The sequence below is a fragment of the Pseudomonas sp. M1 genome, assembly GCF_022760135.1.
Taxonomy (GTDB): domain Bacteria; phylum Pseudomonadota; class Gammaproteobacteria; order Pseudomonadales; family Pseudomonadaceae; genus Pseudomonas; species Pseudomonas citronellolis.
On the sequence record NZ_CP094343.1, the window covers coordinates 6,417,394 to 6,437,954 of the forward strand.

20 protein-coding genes are annotated in these 20,561 nt (G+C 69.2%); 4 read left to right on the top strand and 16 right to left on the bottom strand.

Features of this window, described 5'->3' with window-relative positions:
* Positions 1–184 precede the first annotated feature (184 nt).
* Complete coding sequence (locus PM1_RS28565) at positions 185–748, top strand: DedA family protein (protein ID WP_099049022.1); 564 nt, start codon at positions 185–187, stop codon at positions 746–748.
* Here PM1_RS28565 and PM1_RS28570 read toward each other — a convergent pair whose 3' ends face one another.
* On the bottom strand, positions 749–1,987 hold the full coding sequence (locus tag PM1_RS28570) for a sterol desaturase family protein (protein WP_009615061.1): 1,239 nt from the start codon (positions 1,985–1,987) through the stop codon (positions 749–751). It lies immediately after the preceding gene.
* Between the two features lie 140 nt (positions 1,988–2,127).
* Here PM1_RS28570 and elbB point away from each other — a divergent pair, with 140 nt between their 5' ends.
* Complete coding sequence (elbB, locus tag PM1_RS28575) at positions 2,128–2,781, top strand: isoprenoid biosynthesis glyoxalase ElbB (RefSeq protein WP_009615059.1); 654 nt, start codon at positions 2,128–2,130, stop codon at positions 2,779–2,781.
* A gap of 113 nt (positions 2,782–2,894) precedes the next feature.
* Here the strand turns inward: elbB and PM1_RS28580 are convergent, their stop codons facing one another.
* The 6 genes from PM1_RS28580 to PM1_RS28605 form a co-directional block, all read right to left on the bottom strand.
* A complete protein-coding gene (locus tag PM1_RS28580) occupies positions 2,895–3,347 on the bottom strand; it encodes a YaiI/YqxD family protein (protein ID WP_009615058.1) in 453 nt (150 codons plus the stop codon).
* A gap of 68 nt (positions 3,348–3,415) precedes the next feature.
* Entirely contained in the window at positions 3,416–5,311 is a 1,896-nt protein-coding gene (locus PM1_RS28585) for a cytochrome c/FTR1 family iron permease (protein WP_009615057.1), read from the bottom strand.
* A gap of 77 nt (positions 5,312–5,388) precedes the next feature.
* Positions 5,389–6,018 carry a LysE family transporter gene (locus tag PM1_RS28590; protein WP_009615056.1) on the bottom strand — a complete coding sequence of 210 codons (630 nt, stop codon included), beginning with the start codon at positions 6,016–6,018 and terminating at the stop codon, positions 5,389–5,391.
* Positions 6,019–6,434: 416 nt separating this feature from the next.
* Entirely contained in the window at positions 6,435–7,193 is a 759-nt protein-coding gene (locus tag PM1_RS28595) for a TerC family protein (protein WP_009615055.1), read from the bottom strand.
* Between the two features lie 39 nt (positions 7,194–7,232).
* Positions 7,233–7,793 carry a mechanosensitive ion channel family protein gene (locus PM1_RS28600; RefSeq protein ID WP_009615054.1) on the bottom strand — a complete coding sequence of 187 codons (561 nt, stop codon included), beginning with the start codon at positions 7,791–7,793 and terminating at the stop codon, positions 7,233–7,235.
* Positions 7,793–9,706 carry an ATP-binding cassette domain-containing protein gene (locus PM1_RS28605; RefSeq protein WP_009615053.1) on the bottom strand — a complete coding sequence of 638 codons (1,914 nt, stop codon included), beginning with the start codon at positions 9,704–9,706 and terminating at the stop codon, positions 7,793–7,795. Before PM1_RS28605 ends, PM1_RS28600 begins: the two co-directional genes overlap by 1 nt.
* A 47-nt stretch (positions 9,707–9,753) precedes the next feature.
* Between PM1_RS28605 and PM1_RS28610 the strand changes: the two genes are divergently transcribed.
* Positions 9,754–10,227: a TIGR02444 family protein gene (locus PM1_RS28610; RefSeq protein ID WP_009615052.1), complete on the top strand. Its 474-nt coding sequence runs from the start codon at positions 9,754–9,756 to the stop codon at positions 10,225–10,227.
* Here the strand turns inward: PM1_RS28610 and PM1_RS28615 are convergent.
* From PM1_RS28615 to PM1_RS28625, 3 genes are all read right to left on the bottom strand, one after another.
* Positions 10,224–11,495 (bottom strand): AlgP family protein, encoded by a 1,272-nt coding sequence (locus tag PM1_RS28615; RefSeq protein WP_174407164.1) that lies wholly within the window; start codon positions 11,493–11,495, stop codon positions 10,224–10,226. The genes PM1_RS28610 and PM1_RS28615 overlap by 4 nt on opposite strands.
* A 324-nt stretch (positions 11,496–11,819) precedes the next feature.
* Entirely contained in the window at positions 11,820–12,287 is a 468-nt protein-coding gene (locus PM1_RS28620) for an Rsd/AlgQ family anti-sigma factor (RefSeq protein ID WP_009615050.1), read from the bottom strand.
* A 246-nt stretch (positions 12,288–12,533) separates the two neighbouring features.
* Positions 12,534–13,016, bottom strand: a complete 483-nt coding sequence (locus PM1_RS28625; RefSeq protein WP_009615049.1) for a disulfide bond formation protein B — start codon at positions 13,014–13,016, stop codon at positions 12,534–12,536.
* A 114-nt stretch (positions 13,017–13,130) separates the two neighbouring features.
* On the opposite strand from PM1_RS28625, the gene PM1_RS28630 reads away from it, so the two are divergent.
* A complete protein-coding gene (locus PM1_RS28630) occupies positions 13,131–14,231 on the top strand; it encodes a PQQ-dependent sugar dehydrogenase (RefSeq protein ID WP_009615048.1) in 1,101 nt (366 codons plus the stop codon).
* Between the two features lie 62 nt (positions 14,232–14,293).
* Here PM1_RS28630 and PM1_RS28635 read toward each other — a convergent pair whose 3' ends face one another.
* The 6 genes from PM1_RS28635 to PM1_RS28660 form a co-directional block, all read right to left on the bottom strand.
* Positions 14,294–15,532, bottom strand: coding sequence for a heme biosynthesis HemY N-terminal domain-containing protein (locus PM1_RS28635; protein ID WP_009615047.1), 1,239 nt, complete (start codon positions 15,530–15,532; stop codon positions 14,294–14,296).
* Positions 15,529–16,644: a uroporphyrinogen-III C-methyltransferase gene (locus PM1_RS28640; RefSeq protein WP_009615046.1), complete on the bottom strand. Its 1,116-nt coding sequence runs from the start codon at positions 16,642–16,644 to the stop codon at positions 15,529–15,531. The genes PM1_RS28635 and PM1_RS28640 overlap by 4 nt, the downstream gene beginning before the upstream one ends.
* Positions 16,645–16,666: 22 nt before the next feature.
* On the bottom strand, positions 16,667–17,431 hold the full coding sequence (locus tag PM1_RS28645; RefSeq protein WP_009615044.1) for a uroporphyrinogen-III synthase: 765 nt from the start codon (positions 17,429–17,431) through the stop codon (positions 16,667–16,669).
* The gene (gene hemC / locus PM1_RS28650) at positions 17,428–18,369 is read right to left on the bottom strand and encodes a hydroxymethylbilane synthase (RefSeq protein ID WP_009615043.1); all 942 of its coding nucleotides are present in this window, start codon (positions 18,367–18,369) and stop codon (positions 17,428–17,430) included. Before hemC ends, PM1_RS28645 begins: the two co-directional genes overlap by 4 nt.
* Before the next feature lie 228 nt (positions 18,370–18,597).
* Positions 18,598–19,344, bottom strand: coding sequence for an alginate biosynthesis regulator AlgR (algR, locus tag PM1_RS28655; protein WP_009615042.1), 747 nt, complete (start codon positions 19,342–19,344; stop codon positions 18,598–18,600).
* A 4-nt stretch (positions 19,345–19,348) separates the two neighbouring features.
* On the bottom strand, positions 19,349–20,419 hold the full coding sequence (locus PM1_RS28660; RefSeq protein ID WP_009615041.1) for a sensor histidine kinase: 1,071 nt from the start codon (positions 20,417–20,419) through the stop codon (positions 19,349–19,351).
* Positions 20,420–20,561 lie beyond the last annotated feature (142 nt).

The following is a 20,561-nucleotide window of genomic DNA, read 5'->3' on the forward strand; positions in this document are numbered from 1 at the left end:
CGATTGGTAACAAGGGGTAACAGTGACCCGGGGTCGCGGCAACCGGTCGCAGGGACCCGAAACCGCAGCATACGACCAAAGTAGGCGGCCCGGGCCATGCAAAGGCCAGCAAGCCGCCAGCAGGTGCCTTCCCCCCGGACGACAACCGCGTTAGGCTGCGCGTTCATTTTGCTGCGTTGCCTCGATAATGCTCCAACAATTCCTGCAGGATTTCGGCTATGTGGCCCTGTTCCTCGGCACCTTCTTCGAGGGCGAGACCATTCTGGTGCTGGCCGGCTTCCTTGCCTTCCGCGGCTACATGCAGCTCGAATACGTGATCGCCGTGGCCTTCCTCGGCAGCTACGCGGGCGACCAGCTCTGGTACTTCCTCGGCCGCCGCCACGGGCGCAAGCTGCTGGCGCGCAAGCCGCGCTGGCAGAAGCTCGGCGACCGCGCCCTGGAGCACGTGCGGCGGCGCCCGGACCTGTGGGTGCTGAGCTTCCGCTTCGTCTACGGCCTGCGCACGGTGATGCCGGTGGCCATCGGCCTGTCCGGCTACCCGCCGGGCCGCTACCTGCTGCTCAACGGCCTGGGCGCCATCGTCTGGGCCAGCGCGCTCGGCTCGGCGGCGTACTACTTCGGCAGCGTGCTCGAAGGCGTGCTGGGCAACATCAAGAAGTACGAACTCATGGTCCTCGGCGGCCTGCTCGCCATCGGCCTGCTGCTGTGGCTGCACCGGCGCATCAAGAACAGCCGCAACGGCAACTGATCAGGCCGGCTGCGCCTGCCGCCCCTCGTGGCGCAGGCCCCACAGCGCCAGCAGGCTGAGGGCGGCATGGGCGCCCAGCAGCGCCAGCGCCCACCCCGGCAGCGCCAGGCCGGCCGCGGCGGCGGTGATTGCCACCCAGGGCAGGTTCAGCAATAGGCGCAGCCCTTCCAGCCGCGGCGCCCAGGCGCGGTTCTCCAGCCAGGCGCCGATGACGAACAGGCCGCAGGCCATCCACGCCCAGCCCAGCAGCAGCGCCGGCAGCGGCCAGCGCTCCCCCAGCCCCAGCAGCAAAGTGCCGCCGACCACGTAGCCGGCGAACTGCACGGTGGCGTACCACTGCCGGCCGCGGGACAGCGGCACCTCGAACTTGCGGAAGGCCGCCAGGTCGGGCTTCTGCAGCGGGTAGCGCGCCGCCACGTCGGCCGGACGCCAGCCGGTGCGCATGAACCAGATACGCAGCTTGTCCCACCTGTTGCCCGCCCGCCGCGCATCGTTCCACAGCGCGGCGTAGACCTGCAGGTTGGCCCACAGCGGGTTCCAGCTGGCCAGCGGCACGGTCACGCCGAACACCACAGGCTCCTCGTCCAGCTCCTCCTGGAAGGTACCGAACAGGCGATCCCAGAGAATGAACACGCCGCCGTAGTTGCGATCCATGTAGACAGGGTTCTGCGCATGGTGCACCCGGTGGTTCGACGGGCTGACGAAGAACCATTCGAACCAGCCGAGCTTGGGAATGTGCCGGGTGTGCACCCAGAACTGGTAGAGCAGGTTCAGCGCCGCCACGCTGACGAACACCAGCGGCGGCACGCCGGCCACGGCCATCGGCAGGTAGAAGATCCAGCCGAACAGGAAGCCCGTGCTGGTCTGCCGCAACGCCGTGCTGAGGTTGTATTCCTCGCTCTGGTGGTGCACCGCGTGTGCCGCCCAGAGGATGCTGCGCTCGTGGCCCAGGCGGTGGTTCCAGTAGTAGCAGAAGTCGTAGAAGACGAAGGAGAACACCCAGACCCAGGCGCTTTGCGCGGACAGCTCGAAGAGCGCCAGGTGCTGCCAGGCGAACACGTAGGTGACCAGGCCGATGCCCTTGGTCAGCAGGCCGCTGGTGGTGGACAGCACCCCGGCGCTGAGGCTGTTCAGGGCGTCGCTCAGGCGATAGGTGGAGGTGCCGCGCCAGCGGTCGGCCAACAGCTCCAGCGCGATCAGCAGGAAGAAGAACGGCACCGCGAAGAGGATGTAGTTCATGGCGCGACCGAATCGTTATGCTTATGGATACCGATCCTAGTCCTCTGGCGCCCGGCTACAACGGCCGCCGGTGACAACCCGGCCGGCATATGGCGACAGCCACGTCGCCACGCCGGCCACCCCGAACCAGGAGTACCTGCATGCACAAGAAAGTTGCCGTCATCCTCTCCGGCTGCGGCGTCTACGACGGCGCCGAGATCCACGAAAGCGTGATCACCCTGCTGCGCCTGTCCCAGCGCGGCGCGCAGGTGCAGTGCTTCGCCCCGGACATCGCCCAGCACCACGTGGTCAACCACCTCACCGGCGAGGAAATGCCGGAAAGCCGCAACGTGCTGGTGGAGTCCGCACGCATCGCCCGCGGCGAGATCAAGGACGTGCGCGAGGCGAAGGTCGAGGACTTCGACGCGCTGATCGTCCCCGGCGGCTTCGGCGCAGCGAAGAACCTGTGCAACTTCGCCTTCGAGGGCGACCGCTGCGAGGTCGAGTCGGACGTGCTGGCCCTGGCCAAGGCCTTCGCCGCCGCGCACAAGCCGGTGGGCCTGATCTGCATCGCCCCGGCCATGGCCGAGCGCATCTACGGCCCGGGCATCGAATGCACCATCGGCTGCGACGCCGACACCGCCGCCGCCCTCACCCGCATGGGCGCCAAGCACGTCGACTGCCCGGTGGACGAGATAGTCGAGGACAGCCGCCACAAGCTGGTGACCACCCCGGCCTACATGCTGGCGCAGAACATCGCCGAGGCGGCCAGCGGGATCAACAAGCTGGTGGATCGGGTGTTGGAGTTGGCGTAAGGCAGGATTGGAGCTGGAAGCTGGAGGCTGGAGGCTGGAGGCTGGAGGCTGGAGGCTGGAGGCTGGAGGTCGTGCGGCTTCTAGCTTTCAGCTTCAAGCTTCCAGCGTCTCTTTTAGCTTCTGCTCAACCGCGTCAACAACCGATCCAGCGCATTGGCGAAAGCCTGCCGATCCTTGTCGCCATAAGGCCCCTGGCCGCCGCCCATCTGCCCCTGGTCGCGCAGGTCGGTCATCAGGTTGCGCAGCGCCAGGCGTTCGCCCATGTTCTTCGCGTCGAACTCGCGGCCGCGCGGGTCCAGGGCGTCCACGCCCTTCTTCACCAGGCGGTCGGCCAGCGGCACGTCGCTGCAGATCACCAGGTCGCCCGGCTCGGCCTGCTCCACCAGGTAGTCGTCGGCGGCGTCCATACCGCTGGGCACCACCACCAGGCTGACGCAGGCGAACGGCGGCTTGGCCACCGGCTGGCCGGCGACCATCACCACTTCCAGCTTGCGCTTCAGGGCGAACTTCGCCACCAGTTCCTTCGCCGCGCGCGGGCAGGCGTCGGCATCGATCCAGATACGCATCGGACTCGTTTCCCGAAAATGACGACGGCCAGTATCGCACTGGCCGTCGGGGTTTGCCGCGCGCCGCCTCAGGGCAGCGCCGCGGCCTTGCGTTTTTCCGCCAGCAGGCTGCGCCCGTAGAGCACGGCCACCGCCAGCAGCGCCAGGGCCTGGGCCGATAGCGAGTAGGCGTCGGCCTTGATGCCCAGCCAGTCGAAGTCGAAGAAGGGCACCGGGCGGGTGCCGATCACCCCGGCTTCCTGCAGGGCCACCACGCCATGCCCGGCGAACACCACCGAGAGCGCGCAGAGCAGCGCGGCGTTGACGGTGAAGAACAGCTTCAGCGGCAGTTTCGCCGAGCCGCGCAGGATCACCCAGGCCAGGCCGATCAGCAGCACCACCGCGCAGCCGGCGCCGGCGATGACCGCGCTGTGCCCGGCCGGGCCGGCCTGCAGCCAGAGGGTTTCGTAGAACAGGATGACCTCGAACAGCTCGCGGTACACCGAGAAGAACGCCAGCACGGCGAAGCCGAAGCGCCCGCCGCCGCCCACCAGGCTGCTGCGGATGTAGTCCTGCCAGGCCGCGGCGTGGCGGCGGTCGTGCATCCACACGCCGAGCCAGAGCACCATCACGCAGGCGAACAGCGAGGTGAAGCCCTCCATCAGCTCACGCTGGGCGCCGCCGATGTCGATCACGTAGGCCGCCAGCGCCCAGGTGGCGAAGCCGGCGACGAAGGCCAGGCCCCAACCGACGTGCACGCCGCGGGTGGCGGCTTCCTGCCCGGTGTTGCGCAGGAAGGCGAGGATGGCGGCGAGCACCAGGATGGCTTCCACGCCCTCGCGCAGCAGGATCAGCAGGGCCGAGACGAAGCTGATGGTGCTGCTCAGGGAGTCGCCGCTGAGCGCCTTGGCGGCTTCGCCAAGCTTGCCCTTGGCGCGCTCCAACTGCTGCGCCACCTGGGCTTCGGGCAGGCCGTCGCGCAGCGTCTGGCGGTAGGCCATGAGTTCTTTCTCGGTGGCCTTGCGCAGGGTGGCGTCGACGTTGTCCAGCGAGCTTTCCACCAGTTCGAAACCTTCCAGATAGGCGGCGACCGAGAGGTCGTAGGCCTGGTCGTGGTCGCCCTGGCGGTAGATGGCGAAGCTCTTGTCCAGGGTCGCGGCGGTGTAGTCGATCAGCTGCGCCGGGCCGCGGTGCTCCAGCGGCGGGTGGGCGCGCAGGGCGCGGAAGCTCTGCGCGGCGGCGTCGCCGTCGCGGGCGGCCACTTCGGCCGGGGTCTGGGTGGCCAGGCTCGCCAGCGGGTAGGCGTGGGCGCCGTCGAGCTGGGCCTCGGCGGCGCTCAGGCCGGCCACGTAGGCGGCCAGGTCCCAGCGCTGGCGCTCGTCCAACTGGTCGGCGAAGGCCGGCATGTCGGTGCCGGCGACGCCCAGGCCGATCACCGTGCGCAGGTCGTAGAGGCTCAACTGGTCCAGGCGCGCGCGGGCCGTGAGGTCGGCCGGCGGCGGCTGCAGGCCGATGCCCGCCGGGCCGTCGCCCTTGCCGGCGTCGCCGTGGCAGATCGAGCACTGCTGGGCGTAGAGCGGTGCGCCGCGGGCCGGGTCGGGGGTGATGGCGGGGGTCTGCACCACCTGGTAGACGTCCGCCAGGCGCGCTTCCAGGTGCCGCGCCTGCTGCGCCACCAGGGCGCCGGGCTGGCGCTGCTCGATGGCGCGGCGCAGGCCGGCCACCTCGCGCTCCAGGTCGGCCCGCTCGGGACGCGCCGGCAGGGCCAGCAGCAGCGCCTGCAGCTGGCCGGCGAACTCCAGTTGCTCCTTGTACTCGGTGGCGTCGACCACCTGCCCGGCGCTCACCGTCGGCGGGTAGTCCGCGGCCAGGTAGCTCAGCAGGTGCAGGGCCTGGGAGGGGTCGACCGGAACGTCGGCCAGGGCCGTGAGGCTGGCGCCGCAAAGCAGCGGCAGCAGCCAGATGAGAAGCTTTGGAAGGCGCATGGCGGAAGGCGAATGAGAATGGAGGGCGCCAATACTACTCCGCCACCATTCGGGCGCCTAGGCGGCGCCCGTCGGCTTCACACCGGGGCGCGGCGAACGGTGGCCAGCAGCGCGGCGGCGCCGAGGAACAGGCTGGCGAAGGTGCGGTTCATCAGCCGTTGCTGGCGCGGCGAACGCAGCGCGCGCAGCACCCGCGCGGCCAGCCCGGTGTAGCCGGCCATGACGATCAGGTCGACGCAGATCATGGTCGCGCCCATGATCACGTACTGCATCGCCATCGGCCGGTGCGGGTCGACGAACTGCGGCAGCACGGCGAGCATGAAGATCACCGCCTTGGGGTTGCTGGCGTTGACCAGGAAGCCGCGCAGCACCAGGCTCAGCGGGCGGCCGATGGGGCGCTCGGCGTCGGCCTGCATCACCTGCGGGGCGGCGCTCCACTGGCGCCAGGCGAGGTAGGCCAGGTAGACCACGCCGAACCACTTGATCACGCTGAAGGCCAGCGCCGAGGTGGCCAGCAGCGCGCCGACGCCCGCGGCGACCACGGCGATCTGCAGAGCCAGACCGATCTGCAGGCCCAGGGCATTCCAGTAGCCGCGCCAGAAGCCGTACTGCAGGCCGCAGGACATCGAGGCGATGGCCCCGGCGCCGGGCGACAGGCTGATCACCCAGCAGGCGATGAGGAAGGCGAACCAGGTACTGGCGAGCATGGTGGACCTCGTGGCGAAAAATCTTGTTACGGGTAGCCAGTGTGCCCGAGTCGCGCGTTGCCGTGTAGGGCGGATAACCGTTCGCGGTTATCCGCCGTTTGACCTTGATCCCAGGCGCGCTTCGGGCTTGGTCACGGAGAGCCTCTTTCCGGGCGCGTCGAGCCGTAGGATGGGTTGAGCGAAGCGATACCCATCAGCGTGACTCCGGCATTCCCCTGTAGGCGGGCCCTGCGCGCGAATCGCGGGCAGGGCCCGCTTACCGCAGAGCGAGCATGGCTTTTCGTAGGATGGCGTTGAGCGAAGCGATACCCATCGGCGTGACTCCGGCATTCCCCTGTAGGAGCGCGCCCTGCGCGCGAATCGCGGGCAGGGCCCGCTCCTACAGGTGTGGAGGAAGCCCGGCGCGGGCCGGCCGATCAGCTCGGCAGGTCCTTGCGCAGTTTCACCGGCTCTTCGCCGCGCTTGCGCGCCAGGGCGCCGCGCAGGCGGATGTTGAGGGCTTCCACCGCCAGCGAGAAGGCCATGGCGAAGTAGACGTAGCCCTTGGGCACGTGGACCTCGAAGGCCTCGGCCACCAGCACGGTGCCGACCACGATGAGGAACGACAGCGCCAGCATCTTCAGCGACGGGTGCTTGTCGATGAAGTCGCTGATGGTGCCGGCGGCGAGCATCATCACGCCGACCGAGATGACGATGGCGGCGATCATCACCGGCACGTTCTGCACCAGGCCCACGGCGGTGATCACCGAGTCCAGGGAGAAGATGATGTCGATGATCGCGATCTGGATGATCACCGCCATGAAGCCGCGGCTCTTGGCGCTGCCCTGCCCGCCTTCCTCGGCGCCTTCCAGGCTGTGGTAGATCTCCATGGTGCTCTTGAACAGCAGGAACAGGCCGCCGAAGAACAGGATCAGGTCGCGCCCGGAAACGCCCTGGCCGAACACCTCGAAGAGGTCGGCGGTCAGGCGCATCACCCAGGTGATCGACAGCAGCAGGAGAATCCGCGTGCCCATCGCCAGCGCCAGGCCGAAGAACCGCGCCTTGGGCTGCTGTGCCGCCGGCAGGCGGCTGACCAGGATGGAGATGAAGATGATGTTGTCGATGCCCAGGACGATCTCCAGGGCGGTCAGGGTCAGAAAGGCGACCCAGATTTCAGGGCTAGCGAGCCATTCCATAGTGCGTGGGTATCCGTGTGGGAACAGGGGTTGTGGTTGTTATCTTCCGCTGCTCAGCCCGGGCCCTTTCCAGCGCCGGATGGCCTTCTGGAAGAACAGGCTGTTGGGCACCTGCAGCAGGGCGCTGGTGCCGTCCTCGAAGGTTTCCTCGAGGGTGGTGTAGAGCAGGTTGATGGCGCTGACGCGGCCCTTCACGCCGGGCTTGTCGGCCGACTCGATGACCTCCACCAAGTCGCCCAGGCGGAACGGCCCGACGGTGAAGATCAGCAGCGCGCAGAACAGGTTGGAAAGCACGCTCCAGATGGCGAAGAAGGCCACCGCGGCGACCGCGACGAAGCCGGTCAGCGCGGTCCACAGCACCTGGGCGGAAACCCCCAGGCGCTCCAGCACCATCATCAGCGCCGAGCCCATGATCAGCCAGCGCAGGCCGCCGCGCAGCGGCAGCAGCAGTTCGTGGGGGGTCGGGTAGCGCTGCGCCAGGCGGTTCAGCCCGCGCGCCACCAGGCGCTGCAGCACCCAGGCCAGCAGCAGGATGAGGACGATCTGCAGGCCGCGCAGCAATGGATCGCTCCAGGCGACGAGCAGCGGCAGGTCTTCCATCACTCGGCTCCTTCGAGCTGGGCCTGGAGGTTCTCCAGGGTTTCCAGGGCCACCAGCCAGGCTTCCTCGACCTCGGCCTCGCGGGCTTTCAGGCTCGCCTGCCGGGCCAGCAGGTCACGCAGTTCGTCCTTGCGCGCGTTCTCGTAGAGGGCGCTGTCGCCGAGCTTTTCCTCCAGCGCGGCGAGCTTCTCGTGCAAGCCGCCCAGCTCCTTCTCCAGCTTGTCCGCCTCGCGCTTGTGCGGCGCCAATTGCTGGCGCAATGCGGCGGCGGCCTGGCGCTGGGCGCGCTTGTCGGTCTTCTCGACAGACGCTGCGCCGGCATTAGCGACCGGCGCCTGGCGCGCGCGGAAATCCACCAGCCAGCGGGCGTAGTCGTCGAGGTCGCCGTCGAAGTCTTGCACGCGGCCGTCGGCCACCAGCAGGAACTGGTCGGTGGTGCTCTTGAGCAGGTGACGGTCGTGGGACACCACCACCACCGCCCCGGAGAATTCCTGCAGGGCCATGGTCAGGGCCAGGCGCATCTCCAGGTCGAGGTGGTTGGTCGGCTCGTCGAGCAGCAGCAGGTTGGGCTTCTGCCAGGCGATCAGGGCCAGCGCCAGGCGCGCTTTCTCGCCGCCGGAGAAGTTCAGCACCGGCTCGTCGCAGCGCGCGCCGCGGAAATCGAAGCCGCCGAGGAAGTCGCGCAGGGTCTGCTCGCGCTCGCCCGGAGCGATGCGCTGCAGGTGCAGCAGCGGGCTGGCCTTGGCGTCCAGCGAGTCGAGCTGGTGCTGGGCGAAGTAGCCGATGGCGAGGTTCTCGCCGCGCGCCAGGTGCCCGGCCAGCAACGGCAGGTCGCCGGAGAGGGTCTTGATCAGGGTCGACTTGCCGGCGCCGTTGGGGCCCAGCAGGCCGATGCGCGCGCCGGGTACCAGTTGCAGCTTGACCTTCTCCAGCACCGTCTTCTCGCCATAGCCCAGGCGCGCCTCGGACAGGTCCAGCAGCGGGCTGGAAATCTTGTCCGACTCGCGGAAGACGAAGTCGAACGGCGAGTCGACGTGGGCCGGGGCCAGCTCCTCCAGGCGTTCCAGGGCCTTGATGCGGCTCTGCGCCTGGCGTGCCTTGGTGGCCTGGGCGCGGAAGCGGGCGATGTACTTTTCCATGTGGGCGCGCTGCGCCTGCTGCTTCTCGTAGGCCTGCTGCTGTTGCGCCAGGCGTTCGGCGCGGGTGCGCTCGAAGGCCGAGTAGCCGCCGCGATAGAGGGTCAGCTTGCGCTGCTCCAGATGCGCCACGTGGTCGACCACGGCGTCGAGGAAGTCGCGGTCGTGGGAGATCAGGATCAACGTGCCCGGGTAGCCCTTGAGCCACTCTTCCAGCCAGAGGATGGCGTCGAGGTCGAGGTGGTTGGTGGGTTCGTCGAGCAGCAGCAGTTCGGACGGGCACATCAGCGCCTGGGCCAGGTTCAGGCGCATCCGCCAGCCGCCGGAGAAGTCGCCGACGCGGCGCTCCATCTGCTCGGCGCTGAAGCCCAGGCCGGCCAGCAGCTTGCGCGCCCGCGCGTCGGCGGTGTAGCCGTCGGCGTTGTCCAGCTCGGTGTGCAGGCGCGCTACGGCGGCGCCGTCATGGGCGTTCTCGGCGGCGGTCAGCTGCGCCTGGATCTCGCGCAGGCGCACGTCGCCGTCGAGGACGTAGTCCACGGCCTGGCGCTCGAGGGTGTCCACCTCCTGGCGCATGTGCGCGATGCGCCAGTCGGCGGGGATCCGGCAGTCGCCGGCGTCCTGGCCGAGCTGGCCGCGCAGCAGGGCGAACAGGCTCGATTTGCCGGCGCCGTTGGCGCCGATCAGGCCGACTTTCTGGCCGGCATGCAAGGTCAGTTCGGCACCTTCCAGCAAGCGCTGGGGGCCACGCTGTAGCGTAAGATTTTGGAGTCGAATCATGGCGGCGGAGTTTATCAGCTTCGCCGCGCAACCGCTGTGGGAGCCCTATGACAGAAGATATCTGGTCGTTCGCCCTCGACCTCTACGCGCAGCCGGGCGTCGAGGCGGCCTGCCTGGAGCTGCAGGAAGCCGGCGCCGACGTCTGCCTGCTGCTGGCCGGGGCCTGGTTCGCCGCTCGCGGCCGGGCCTGCTCCGGACAACGCCTGGACACCCTGGCGAAGGCCTCCGCCAACTGGCAACGCGAGGTGGTGAAGCCGCTGCGGACGCTGCGCCAACAGTGGAAGGCGGGGGCGCAGGACGACGCCCATCTGGAAGAACTACGGGAAACCCTGAAAACGCTGGAGCTGCGCGCCGAACGCCTGCAACTGGAGCGGCTGGCGGAAGCGGGACGGGACTGGACGGAAGAGGCCGGAAGCGAACTGGACGCCTGGCTGCAGGGCTGCGCCGGCGAAGCGGGGAAGGCACGCCGCGGTGCGCTGCAACAGCTGCGCACCGCGGCGGCTTCGCGAGCGGCGTCTTAGGAAGCGCTGCTCGGAGTGGCGGCCGGAGCGCTCGGCGCTACCGGAGCCGGTGCGGCGCTGGCGACCGGAGCGGTCGACGCGGCCGGGGCAGCGGGAGCAGCCGGGGTAGCGGCCGGAGCTGCAGGCTTGGCGGCGACGGCGGGCTTGGCCGCGGGTTTCGCAGCGGCGGGCTTGGCGGCCGGTTTGGCAGCAGGCTTCGCAGCGGTGGGCTTGGCAGCCGGTTTGGCGGCAGGCTTCGCAGCAGCGGGCTTGGCAGCCGGTTTGGCGGCAGGCTTCGCAGCAGCAGGCTTGGCAGCCGGTTTGGCGGCAGGCTTCGCAGCAGCAGACTTGGCAGCCGGTTTGGCGGCGGGCTTCGCAGCAGCAGCTTTGGCAGCCGGTTTGGCGGCGGGCTTCGCGGCAGCAGCTTTGGCAACCGGCTTGGCGGCAGGCTTCGCAGCAGCAGCTTTGGCAGCCGGCTTGGCGGCGGGCTTCGCAGCAGCAGTTTTAGCAGCCGGTTTAGCGGCGGGCTTCGCAGCAGCAGCCTTGGCAGCCGGCTTGGCGGCGGGCTTCGCAGCGGCAGCTTTGGCAGCCGGCTTGGCGGCGGGCTTCGCAGCGGCAGCTTTGGCAGCCGGCTTGGCGGCGGGCTTCGCAGCAGCAGCCTTGGCAGCCGGTTTGGCGGCGGGCTTCGCAGCAGCAGTTTTAGCAGCCGGTTTAGCGGCGGGCTTCGCAGCAGCAGCCTTGGCAGCCGGTTTAGCGGCGGGCTTCGCGGCAGCAGCCTTGGCAGCCGGCTTGGCGGCAACGGCCTTGGCGGCCGGTTTGGCGGCAGGCTTGGCAGCGGCAGCCTTGACCACCGGCTTGGCGGCGACAGGCTTGGCGGCGGCAACCGGCTTGCGGGTGGCCAGCGACTTGCCGACCGCTTCCTTCACCTTGCTCACGCCCTGGGCCAGTTTCAGGCTTTCCTGGACGTCACGCTTGAGGTTGGCGATGTAGGCGCGGGTTTCCGCCTGACGGCCCTTCAGTGTTTCCAGCACCTCTTCCAGCTCTGCGATGCTGGCCTTGGCCTTGGCTTGTGCCTTGGCCTTCCCGGACTTGCCTGCTTCCTGCAGTTTGGTGCGTGCCTTGTGCAGTTTGTCCTGCGCTTTGGCACGTTGCTTTTCCAGCTTGGCGTGCAGTTTCTCGGAGTCCACCAGGGCCTGCTTGCAAGCGGTCTCCAGGTGCTCGATCAGACTGTGGGAAAGTTGCTGCAGCAGATGCAAAGGGGTGGTGACAGGTTTCTTGTTGGCCGACATGACGTGCCTCCTGGCGTACGTGGTTGCGCCCATACTAGACCCGCGCAGGCCCTCTCGCCAACGCCCCCATAAAGCTGAAACCCGCGCCAGGCACAATCTGCAGCCGTTTTTCCACAGGCCGGACAGCAGCCCGCGGGCACGCCATCTCCAGCGACACCCTCGCCAACGACGCCACAGACTGCCGCCACGAGGCCGTCAGGCGGAACTTTCCGAATGGCTGTAAGCCTCGTAGTACGCGGCTTTCAGCCACCTCGACGAGGTTTTCGCGGGCATGAAAAAAGGGCGCGTCCGCAAGGACCGCGCCCCTTTTCCCGCCCGCCAGAATCAGGCGGTGACCGTGCGCTGTTCGTGGGCGTTGTGCAGCACCTCGATCAGGCAATCTTCCAGTTCGAAACGCTCGTGAAGCTGTTGGCACAGCAGCTTCAACTCGTTGGTGAGGCAGGTGCCTTCGCGGCAATCGCCGTTGTCGCAGCGGTCGGTGAAGTTCAATGCGGACGCGGTGATGGCTTCCAGGCGCGGGTAGATCTGCTTGGCCAGTTCCAGGCCGCGCGCATCGCCGAAGGCCTTGGCCTCGTCCATCAGCTGTTCGTAGACCTCGAAGTGGCCGGCGGAGACGTAGTCGACCAGGCGCTGGCAGAAGTTCTCCAGCCCCTCGCCATTGACGGCGGGCGCCTGGGGTCCGGATAGCGAATCGAAGGCCTGGATGAGTTCCTGGCGGTCACGCAACCAGCGGTCGATCAGTTGGTGGACGCCTCCCCAACGTTCCTGGGCATTGCGGCAGCTCTCGAGCATCTTGTCCTCGCTTCCCTCGGCCTGTCCCGGCGGTTCCGCGGCGGGACAGTTCTCTGTCGAATGCGGGCACTCGCCGGCGTTCTACCGCTCTGATGGCGGAATCCCGGCGGTGCGGAAGACCAGAGTATGCCCGCGGGATGTCCGCTTCAAGACACCTTTCGTGGGAAAATTCATACGAGCGTTTAATCGGCAACCCGCGACGGCGCTGGCTTCGCGCCGAAGGACAGTTCTGCCGCCGCGCGGCGATCAGCCGCGGCGCAGAAACTGGAAGACGGCGAACAGGGCGAAGCCGACGAAGGCCAGCAGGCTCCACTCCGGGATGCTCAGGCTGAGCAGCGTCCAGGTCACCTCGGCGCAGTCGGCCGAGCCGTGGAACATGGTCCAGAGGATGTCCGCGTAGGGCATGGTCTGCATCATGTAGTCCAGCGGCGGCAGGCAGGACGGCAGTTGGTCCGGCGGCAGGGTCTGCAGCCAGATCTGCCGGCCGGCGGTGCCGGCCCCGCCCAGCGAGCAGAGCAGCACCAGCACCGAGTAGACGCGCCGGCCGCGGCCATGCAGCGCGGCGATCAGCGAGAACAGCCCGGCGCCGGCGAAGAAGATGCGCTGCACGATGCACAGCGGGCAGGGTTCCAGGCCGACGACGTACTGCAGGTAGAAACCGGCGCCGAGCATGGCGGCGCAGGCGAGGAAGGCGAGGAAGAACAGGGAACGCGGGCTGGCCAGGTTCATGGCGGCTCCAGTGGCACGGCATTTTCGGAAAGGCCGCTACGGTAGAGGAAATTCCGCGGGCCTTTCAAGGCGGCGGGCTAGACTGGGCCGGACAGCCATCAGGGAATTCCTACCATGCGTCGACAGCTGATCCTACTCGCCGCGCTGCTGTTCGTCCCCCTCCCCGGTGCATTCGCCGCCTCGGTCGTGGAGCGGCTCAAGGTGCCCGAAGGGTTCCGCATCGAGGTGCTCAGCGACCAGGTCCCCAACGCCCGCGCCATGGCCCTGGGCAGCGAGGGCACGCTCTTCGTCGGCAGCCGCGAGGCCGGCAAGGTGTACGCCCTGCGCCCCGGCGAACAGCGCCCGCGGGTGATCGCCAGCGGCCTGAAGATGCCCAGCGGCGTGGCCTTCCACCAGGGCGATCTGTACGTCTCGGCTGTCAGCCGCCTCTACGTGCTGCGCGACATCGAGACGCACCTGGATGCGCCGCCAAAGCCCGAGGAACTGCCGCCGCAGTTCCCCGGCGAGACGCACCACGGCTGGAAGTTCATCGCCTTCGGCCCCGACGGCAAGCTCTACGTGCCGGTGGGCGCGCCCTGCAACATCTGCCGCCCGGACCGCGAGCGCTACGCCAACCTGCAGCGCATGCAGCCGGACGGCAGCCAGCGCGAAGTGGTGGCCTATGGCGTGCGCAACACCGTGGGCTTCGACTGGGACGCCCAGGGCCGGCTGTGGTTCACCGACAACGGCCGCGACCTGCTCGGCGACGACCAGCCCGACGACGAGCTGAACCGCGTGGGCAAGGCCGGCGACGACTTCGGCTACCCGGACTGCCATGCCGGGCGCATCGCCGACCCGCAGTTCGCCCAGCGCCCCTGCTCGGCCTTCGTGGCGCCGGTGGCCGGCCTCGGTGCCCACGTGGCGGCGCTGGGCATGCGTTTCTACAGCGGCGAGCAGTTCCCCGCCGAGTACCGCGGCAACGTCTTCATCGCCGAGCACGGCTCGTGGAACCGCAGCCGCAAGGTCGGCTACCGGGTGGTGCGCGTCGAGCTGAACGCGGACGGCTCGCTGAAACGCCAGAGCCTGTTCGCCGAGGGCTGGCTGCAACCCGGCGAGGAAGTGCTGGGGCGCCCCGCCGACGCGCTGGTGGCCGCGGACGGGTCGCTGCTGGTGAGCGACGACATGGCCGGGGCGATCTACCGCATCCGCTACGTCGGCAAGCAGGCCGGCAAGTAGGCGGCAGCTGTCAGCCCAAACGAAAGCGGCGCCCGAGGGCGCCGCGTTTCATCCGAACCGTCTTACGCTTTCGCAGGCAACTGGACTGCACTGCCTACGGGCGCGCCGAACAGACCCAGGCCTTCCTGGAACAGCCTGTTGCTGCGCTCGGTTTCCCCCAGGTGCGCCAGCAGCCGCGCCAGCTCGGCGCAGGTCTCGGCGCTGTGCTGGCGGGCCAGGCTGGCCTCCAGGTAGTCGCGGGCCTTGCCCCAGAGCTTGTCGGCCAGGCACAGGCGGCCCAGGGACAGGAGCAGCACGGGGTCGTCGGGGTACTTCTTCAGCCAGGCCTCGGCGTTCTGCAGCTGGCGTGCCGGGTCGCCGCCGCGGGCCTTGCCGTAGAGCAGCATCAGGCGTTCGTCGTAGCCTTCCTTGAGGGCCTGGCGCAAGACCTTCTCCGCCTCCTCGGGCGCGCCCAGGCGCAGCAGCTGCTGGGCATAGGCGGCGACCAGCAGCGGCTGGGCGCGCAGGTTGGCGGGCAGGTTCTGCCAGGTCTGGGTGAGCGGCTGCAGGGCCGTCTCGCCCTGCCCCACGCCCTGCTCTCCGGCGGCTTCCAGGGCGGCGATCCAGGCGCGGCGCTCCAGGTCGCTGAGCTGGGCGTTCTCCAGCACGCGCTCCTTGCGCAGCTCCGGCAGCAGGGCCAGCAACGGGCGCCAGTCCTGCAGGCTGACGTAGAGCTGCTGGAGCAGGCGCAGCACCGTGGGGTGGCGCGGGTGTTCCTCGTGCAGCTTCACCAGCACCGCGCGGGCCGGTTCGAAGGCGCCACGGTTGATCAGCAGTTGCGCGCGCGTCAGGCCCACGGCCAGCTCCGTGCCGGGCTGGCGTTCCAGGGCGCGGTCGAGCAACTGGTCGCACTCGTCGAAGCGCCCCAGCTCGTTGGCCGCGCGGGCCGCGCCCAGGTAGCTGGACAGGCTGTGCTGGTTCAGTTCGGCGGCGCGCCGCAGGTGGCGCAGGGCCGGGGCCCAGTGGCCTTCGGCGAGGTCACGCTGGCCGTGTTCCTCGGCCATTTCGGCGCGGCGGCGGCGGTTGAAGCGCGACCAGGGGTTGACCACCCGCCCGGACACCCCGACCAGGCGCAATACCAGGCGCACCGCCAGGTACAGCAGCCAGACCAGCGCCAGCAGGGCGAGGAAGGTCCACAGGCTGGATTCGTAGCGGAAGCTCTTGTAGGCGATCAGCACGTAGCCCGACTGCTCGGCGATGGCCAGGCCGACCAGGGTGGCGGCGACCACCAGGGCCAGGACCAGCAGGTAGACGCGGCTCATTGGCTACCCTCCGCCTGGGGCGCGGCGGGCGCCTGCTGCTGATCGAGGGCGGCCTGGTCGCGGCGCACCACGTAGGCCTGCAGGGCGCCCAGCGCCGGGGTCAGGTCGGGCACCTGCACGGCCACCGGCTGCTGCGCCAGCTCGTCGATGCGCAGGCCCAGGGCGCGGCTGTCGGCGAGGTCGGCGTTGAAGAAGTCGCCGAGGATCTGCCGGGCCTGCTTCAGGGCCTGTTGGTAGACTTCCTGGCGCCCGTTGAGCGCGGCCCACTGCGCCTGCTCCAGGGCCAGGCTGAGGGCCAGGCGCACGCGCGTCAGCTGTTGCCCGGAGAGCAGCGGGCGCACGTCCTGGCCGGCGTTGAAGTCGATGCGCACGTAGCGCGAGATGCGTTCCCACCACTGGTCCAGGGTGCTGCTGCCGTCGCCCCAGGCGGTGGTCGAGGCCTTGCCCGGGCCTTCCTTGAAGCTCGGCTCCAGCGGTTGCAACTGGGCGGCCTGCTCGCGCAGCGCGCCGAGTTGCAGGAACAGCCCGGTGCGGTCCGGCTGCGGCAGGCTGCGCAGGGCTTCGAGGCTCTTGGCCAGTTGCGCGCGGGCGGCGAAGGCGCCCGGGTCGTTCTGCGCGCGGAGGATGTCGTCGGCGCCCTGCACCAGTTGGGTGGCGCTGTCGATGTCCTGCAGCGCGGAAAGGCGCAGCGAGGCGAGGCGCATCAGGTGCTCGGCCTCGGCCAGGCGCCACTGCTGGCGGCTCTGCCCGAGAACCTGCTTGAACTGCTGGGCCAGTTGCTGCTGGTCGCCCTGCAGCTCGACCACCAGGCGCCGGCGGGCCTCCAGCTCGTCGGCGCTGGGCAGCGCGTCCAGGCGCTTGTCCAGCGCGCTGTTGTGGTTCAGCAGGCTCTGCGCCTCGCCGCGGGTTTCTTCCAGCTGCTGCGCGCGGGCCTGGTCGCGGGCCTGCAGCTGCTGCGTCTGCCACAGCCCCCAGCCACCGACGCCGAGGCCGGCGACGCCGACCAGCAGGGCGAGCAGGGCCAGGCCGTTGCCGGACCGGGCCGGAGCGGGCGGGGTCGGCTCGACGGGGGTATCTTGCGGGGTGTCTTGGGGAGTGACGGCTTCGCTCACAGGTCCATCCTTCGCTCGGAAATTATTCTTCGTCGGCGCCCCTGAGCGCCTCCAGCAGGGCCGCGGCATTCGCCCCGCGGCAATCGATCACGTGTCGCGCACCGGCTTCCCGGGCCAGTTCGGCGACCCGCGGGCTGGGCACGAACAAGGGTAGCCCGGCCAGCCGCGGCCAGTCCTCCCCGGCCACGCGCAGCAGGTGCTCCAGGCCCTGGCCGCTGCTCACCACCAGGCCGTTCAGTGCTTCGTCGCGCACCCGCCGCGCCAGCTCGCCCGCCGGGTAGCCCGGCAGCACGCGACGGTAGAGTTCCAGATAATCCACCGCCACGCCTTGGCCGCGCAGGCGCTCGGCGAGGAATTCCCGGCCACCTTCGCCACGCAGGATCAGCGCCCGCGGCCCGGGCACCTGCAGGGCGCGGGCCAGTGCCGGCAGGGCCAGCAGCGCTTCGCTGTCGTCGCCGTTCTCCGGGTGATGCACGCGCAGGCCGTAGTCATCGAGGATAGCCGCGGTGGCCGCGCCGACCGCGAACCAGTCCTGGCGCGCCGGCGGCTGCGGCCAGTAGCGATCGATGCGCTCCAGGCCCAGGCGCGCGGCGGGCTTACTGACCACCACCACGGCGCAGTAGCGGTCCAGGTCGAGCAGCAGGCTGCGCTGCTCGGGGGTTTCTTCCAGCGGCTCGATGGCCAGCAGCGGCAGGCTGGCGCTGGCCACGCCGTGCTCGGCGAGGCTGGCGGCCAGGGCCGCGCACTCGTCCTGCGGCCGCGTCAGCAGCAGGCGCCAGTGGCTCACTGCGGGCCGGCCTCGCCATAGACGGCGGCGAGGATGTCGGCCGCGCCTTGTTCCAACAGGTCTTCGGCGACCTTCACGCCCAGCGCCTCGGCCTCGGCCAGGGGCGCGCGGGCTTCGGCGCGCAGCAGTTGCGTGCCGTCGGGCTGGCCAACCAGGCCGCGCAGCCACAGCTGCTCGCCCTCGCGCACGGCGTAGCAGGCGATGGGCACCTGGCAGCCGCCGTTGAGGCGCTTGTTCAGCGCGCGCTCGGCGGTCACCCGCAGCGCGGTGTCGGCGTGGTGCAGCGGCGCCAGCAGCGCGTGGATCTCGCTATCGGCGCTGCGGCATTCGATGCCCACGGCGCCCTGGCCGCCGGCCGGCAGGCTGTCCTCGACGCCGATGCTGGAACGGATGCGCGCCTCGAAGCCGAGGCGGATCAGGCCGGCGGCGGCGAGGATGATGGCGTCGTATTCGCCGGCGTCGAGCTTGGCCAGGCGGGTGTTGACGTTGCCGCGCAGGAAGCGGATCTGCAGGTCCGGGCGGCTGGCCAGCAGCTGCGCCTGGCGGCGCAGGCTGGAGGTGCCGACCACGCTGCCGGCGGGCAGCTCGGCGAGGCTGGCGTAGGTGTTGGAGACGAAGGCGTCGCGCGGGTCCTCGCGCTCGCAGATGCAGTACAGGCCCAGGCCCTCGGGGAAGTCCATGGGCACGTCCTTCATGGAGTGCACGGCGATGTCGGCCGCGCCTTCCAGCAAGGCGGTCTCCAGTTCCTTGACGAACAGGCCCTTGCCGCCGATCTTCGCCAGCGGCGCATCGAGCAGCTTGTCGCCGCGGCTGGTCATCGGCAGCAGGCTCACGCGCAGGCCGGGGTGGGCCTGCTCCAGGCGGGTCTTGACGTACTCGGCCTGCCACAGGGCCAAAGCGCTCTGACGGGTGGCGATTCGGATTTCGCGGGACGACATGGGCAATTCCGGACAAAGGACTGCCGGGGATGATAACAGGCTTCGGCGCCCAGGCTTTCCCCCCTGCGACGCCAAAGCAGGCTTTCGGACCATCCCTGGGATTGCGCTTCGCCAGCGAACCCTATCCGGCCTCTCGCAGGAGCGAGCTTGCTCGCGAACAAACGCGGTGCCGTGCGGTTCGCGAGCAAGCTCGCTCCTACGAAAAGCGCCTCGGCGCGCCTGCAGCCCTCAAAGGTTGTGCATCAAGCGGCGCACACCGGCGACGTGGCGCCGGCTCACGGTCAGGGCGTCGCCGTCCAGGCCCTTGAGGTAAAGCTGAAAATGCCCCAGCGGGGTGCGCTGCAGGCGCTCGATGCGCTCGCGCGAGACCAGGGCGTTGCGGTGGATACGCACGAAACGCTCGCCGAACTCGTCCTCCAGCGCCTTCAGCGGCTCGTCCAGCAGCACCTCGCCGCCGTCGTGGCGCAGGGTCACGTACTTGTGGTCGGCAATGAAGAAGATCACGTCCTCCAGGGGGATCAGCTCGATGCCCTTGCGCGTCCGCGCGCTGATGTGGCTGCGCGGGCCGGGGCCGCCGGCGGCCGGCGGCCTGGTCAGCGCCGCCAGCTGGATGCGGTTGGGCCTGGAAGCCTTCTTCAGGGCCTCGGCCAGGTCCTCGGCGCGCACCGGCTTGACCAGGTAGCCGACCGCGCTGACCTGGAAGGCCTCCAGGGCGAATTCATCGTGGGCGGTGCAGAAGATCACCGCCGGGGGGGCTTCGCGCTCGCACAGCTTGGCGGCGACCTGGAGCCCGTCCAGGCCGGGCATGCGGATATCCAGCAGGACGATATCCGGCTTCAGGCTGTCGATCAGCGCCAGCGCTTCTTCGCCGTTGCTGGCGGAGGGTTCGAGGACGCGGTAGCCGTCCAGTTGCCCCACCAGTCGGGCCAGGCGCTCGCGCGCCAGGGGTTCGTCATCGACGATCAGGACATTCATAAGCTCAGGCTTCCTGCATGAGACGCGCACATGGATAGCGTAGACAGGTGTAGTGCCGTCCGTCACGGCGTTCGACGCTGAGACTCGCTTTTGGCCCGAAAAGTGCCGCAATTCGCGCTGCGATATTCTGCAGCGCCTGCTTGGTCCCCTTCGTGGGCAGCGTCTGCGTCGACTCGTCGTAAGGGTTGCTCACGCACAGCTGGAACACACCGTCACGATAGTCCGCCTCAACCTTCACCAGGCCGCCTTCGATGCGCGGCTGGATACCGTAGATCAATGAATTCTCCAACAGTGGCTGCAGGGTCAGCTGCGGGATGGGCACGCCGTCGGGCACGCCGCTCACCTGCCAATCCAGTTGCAGCCGGTCGCCCAGGCGATACTGCTCTATGGAAAGATAGCGCCTGGCCAACTCCAGTTCCTCCCCCCAGGAAATTAAAGTCCCCGGCTTGGCCAGGCTGGCGCGGAACAGGTCCGACAGGTTCAGCACCGCCTGTTCGGCCTTGCCCGGGTCCAGCTCGATCAGGCTGGCGATGCTGTTCAGGCTGTTGAACAGGAAGTGCGGACGGATGCGCGCCTGCAACGACTCGATGCGCGCGCGCAGCTCGGCCTGTTCCTGCCTGCGCCATTGGCTCTGCAGATAAAAGTAGCGTAGCAACAAGGCCGACATGATGAGGGCGATCAACGCATGGCGCAGGTACAGGTTGACCTCGCCCTTGATCGACAGCGGCCCGCCCAGGGCGTAGTAGTCGGCCACCGCGGTGCAGCCGAGGGTCAGCAGCACCACCAGCAGGCAGCTGGCCAGCCCCGCGCCCCACGCCGGCCAGCGCGCCAGCAGCGGCCGCAGGCGGCACAGCAGGCCGGCCGAGAGCAGCACTATCCACTGCACGAACAGCGAGGCCAGGGCCAGGCGCACCCAGTTGAAGCTGGGCGTCATCGGCTCGGCCAGCACCAGTACCAGCACCAGCAGCTCGGCCAGCAGGACCAGGCTGAACAGCGCTTCGCTCTGGCACAGTTCGGGAATGAAGAAATCGTCTTGGGTTGCCGGCTGGTCGCCGGTCTTGGCTTGGTTTGGCATCGACGAAGTTTCCGCAAGCCTCCACGCCTCGGCAAGCGGCTCGTAGCCTGCCGGGCGAATTCGAGCACCGAAATGTCGACTGCGCCGCGCCCGGGCGGGGCGCCCTTGTCCTTCCCCCCACCACACCCGTCGCGGCGCACGC

Coding starts and splice junctions, on each gene's coding strand:
- PM1_RS28570 (WP_009615061.1), bottom strand. CDS start 1,987: ATGAACTACATCCTCTTCGCGGTGCCGTTCTTCTTCCTGCTGATCGCG.
- PM1_RS28590 (WP_009615056.1), bottom strand. CDS start 6,018: ATGCTCGCCAGTACCTGGTTCGCCTTCCTCATCGCCTGCTGGGTGATC.
- PM1_RS28635 (WP_009615047.1), bottom strand. CDS start 15,532: ATGAGCCGCGTCTACCTGCTGGTCCTGGCCCTGGTGGTCGCCGCCACC.
- algR (WP_009615042.1), bottom strand. CDS start 19,344: ATGAATGTCCTGATCGTCGATGACGAACCCCTGGCGCGCGAGCGCCTG.
- PM1_RS28585 (WP_009615057.1), bottom strand. CDS start 5,311: ATGCGCCTTCCAAAGCTTCTCATCTGGCTGCTGCCGCTGCTTTGCGGC.
- PM1_RS28620 (WP_009615050.1), bottom strand. CDS start 12,287: ATGCTCGAGAGCTGCCGCAATGCCCAGGAACGTTGGGGAGGCGTCCAC.
- PM1_RS28610 (WP_009615052.1), top strand. CDS start 9,754: ATGACAGAAGATATCTGGTCGTTCGCCCTCGACCTCTACGCGCAGCCG.
- PM1_RS28600 (WP_009615054.1), bottom strand. CDS start 7,793: ATGGAAGACCTGCCGCTGCTCGTCGCCTGGAGCGATCCATTGCTGCGC.
- PM1_RS28660 (WP_009615041.1), bottom strand. CDS start 20,419: ATGCCAAACCAAGCCAAGACCGGCGACCAGCCGGCAACCCAAGACGAT.
- PM1_RS28605 (WP_009615053.1), bottom strand. CDS start 9,706: ATGATTCGACTCCAAAATCTTACGCTACAGCGTGGCCCCCAGCGCTTG.
- elbB (WP_009615059.1), top strand. CDS start 2,128: ATGCACAAGAAAGTTGCCGTCATCCTCTCCGGCTGCGGCGTCTACGAC.
- hemC (WP_009615043.1), bottom strand. CDS start 18,369: ATGTCGTCCCGCGAAATCCGAATCGCCACCCGTCAGAGCGCTTTGGCC.
- PM1_RS28630 (WP_009615048.1), top strand. CDS start 13,131: ATGCGTCGACAGCTGATCCTACTCGCCGCGCTGCTGTTCGTCCCCCTC.
- PM1_RS28595 (WP_009615055.1), bottom strand. CDS start 7,193: ATGGAATGGCTCGCTAGCCCTGAAATCTGGGTCGCCTTTCTGACCCTG.
- PM1_RS28615 (WP_174407164.1), bottom strand. CDS start 11,495: ATGTCGGCCAACAAGAAACCTGTCACCACCCCTTTGCATCTGCTGCAG.
- PM1_RS28625 (WP_009615049.1), bottom strand. CDS start 13,016: ATGAACCTGGCCAGCCCGCGTTCCCTGTTCTTCCTCGCCTTCCTCGCC.
- PM1_RS28580 (WP_009615058.1), bottom strand. CDS start 3,347: ATGCGTATCTGGATCGATGCCGACGCCTGCCCGCGCGCGGCGAAGGAA.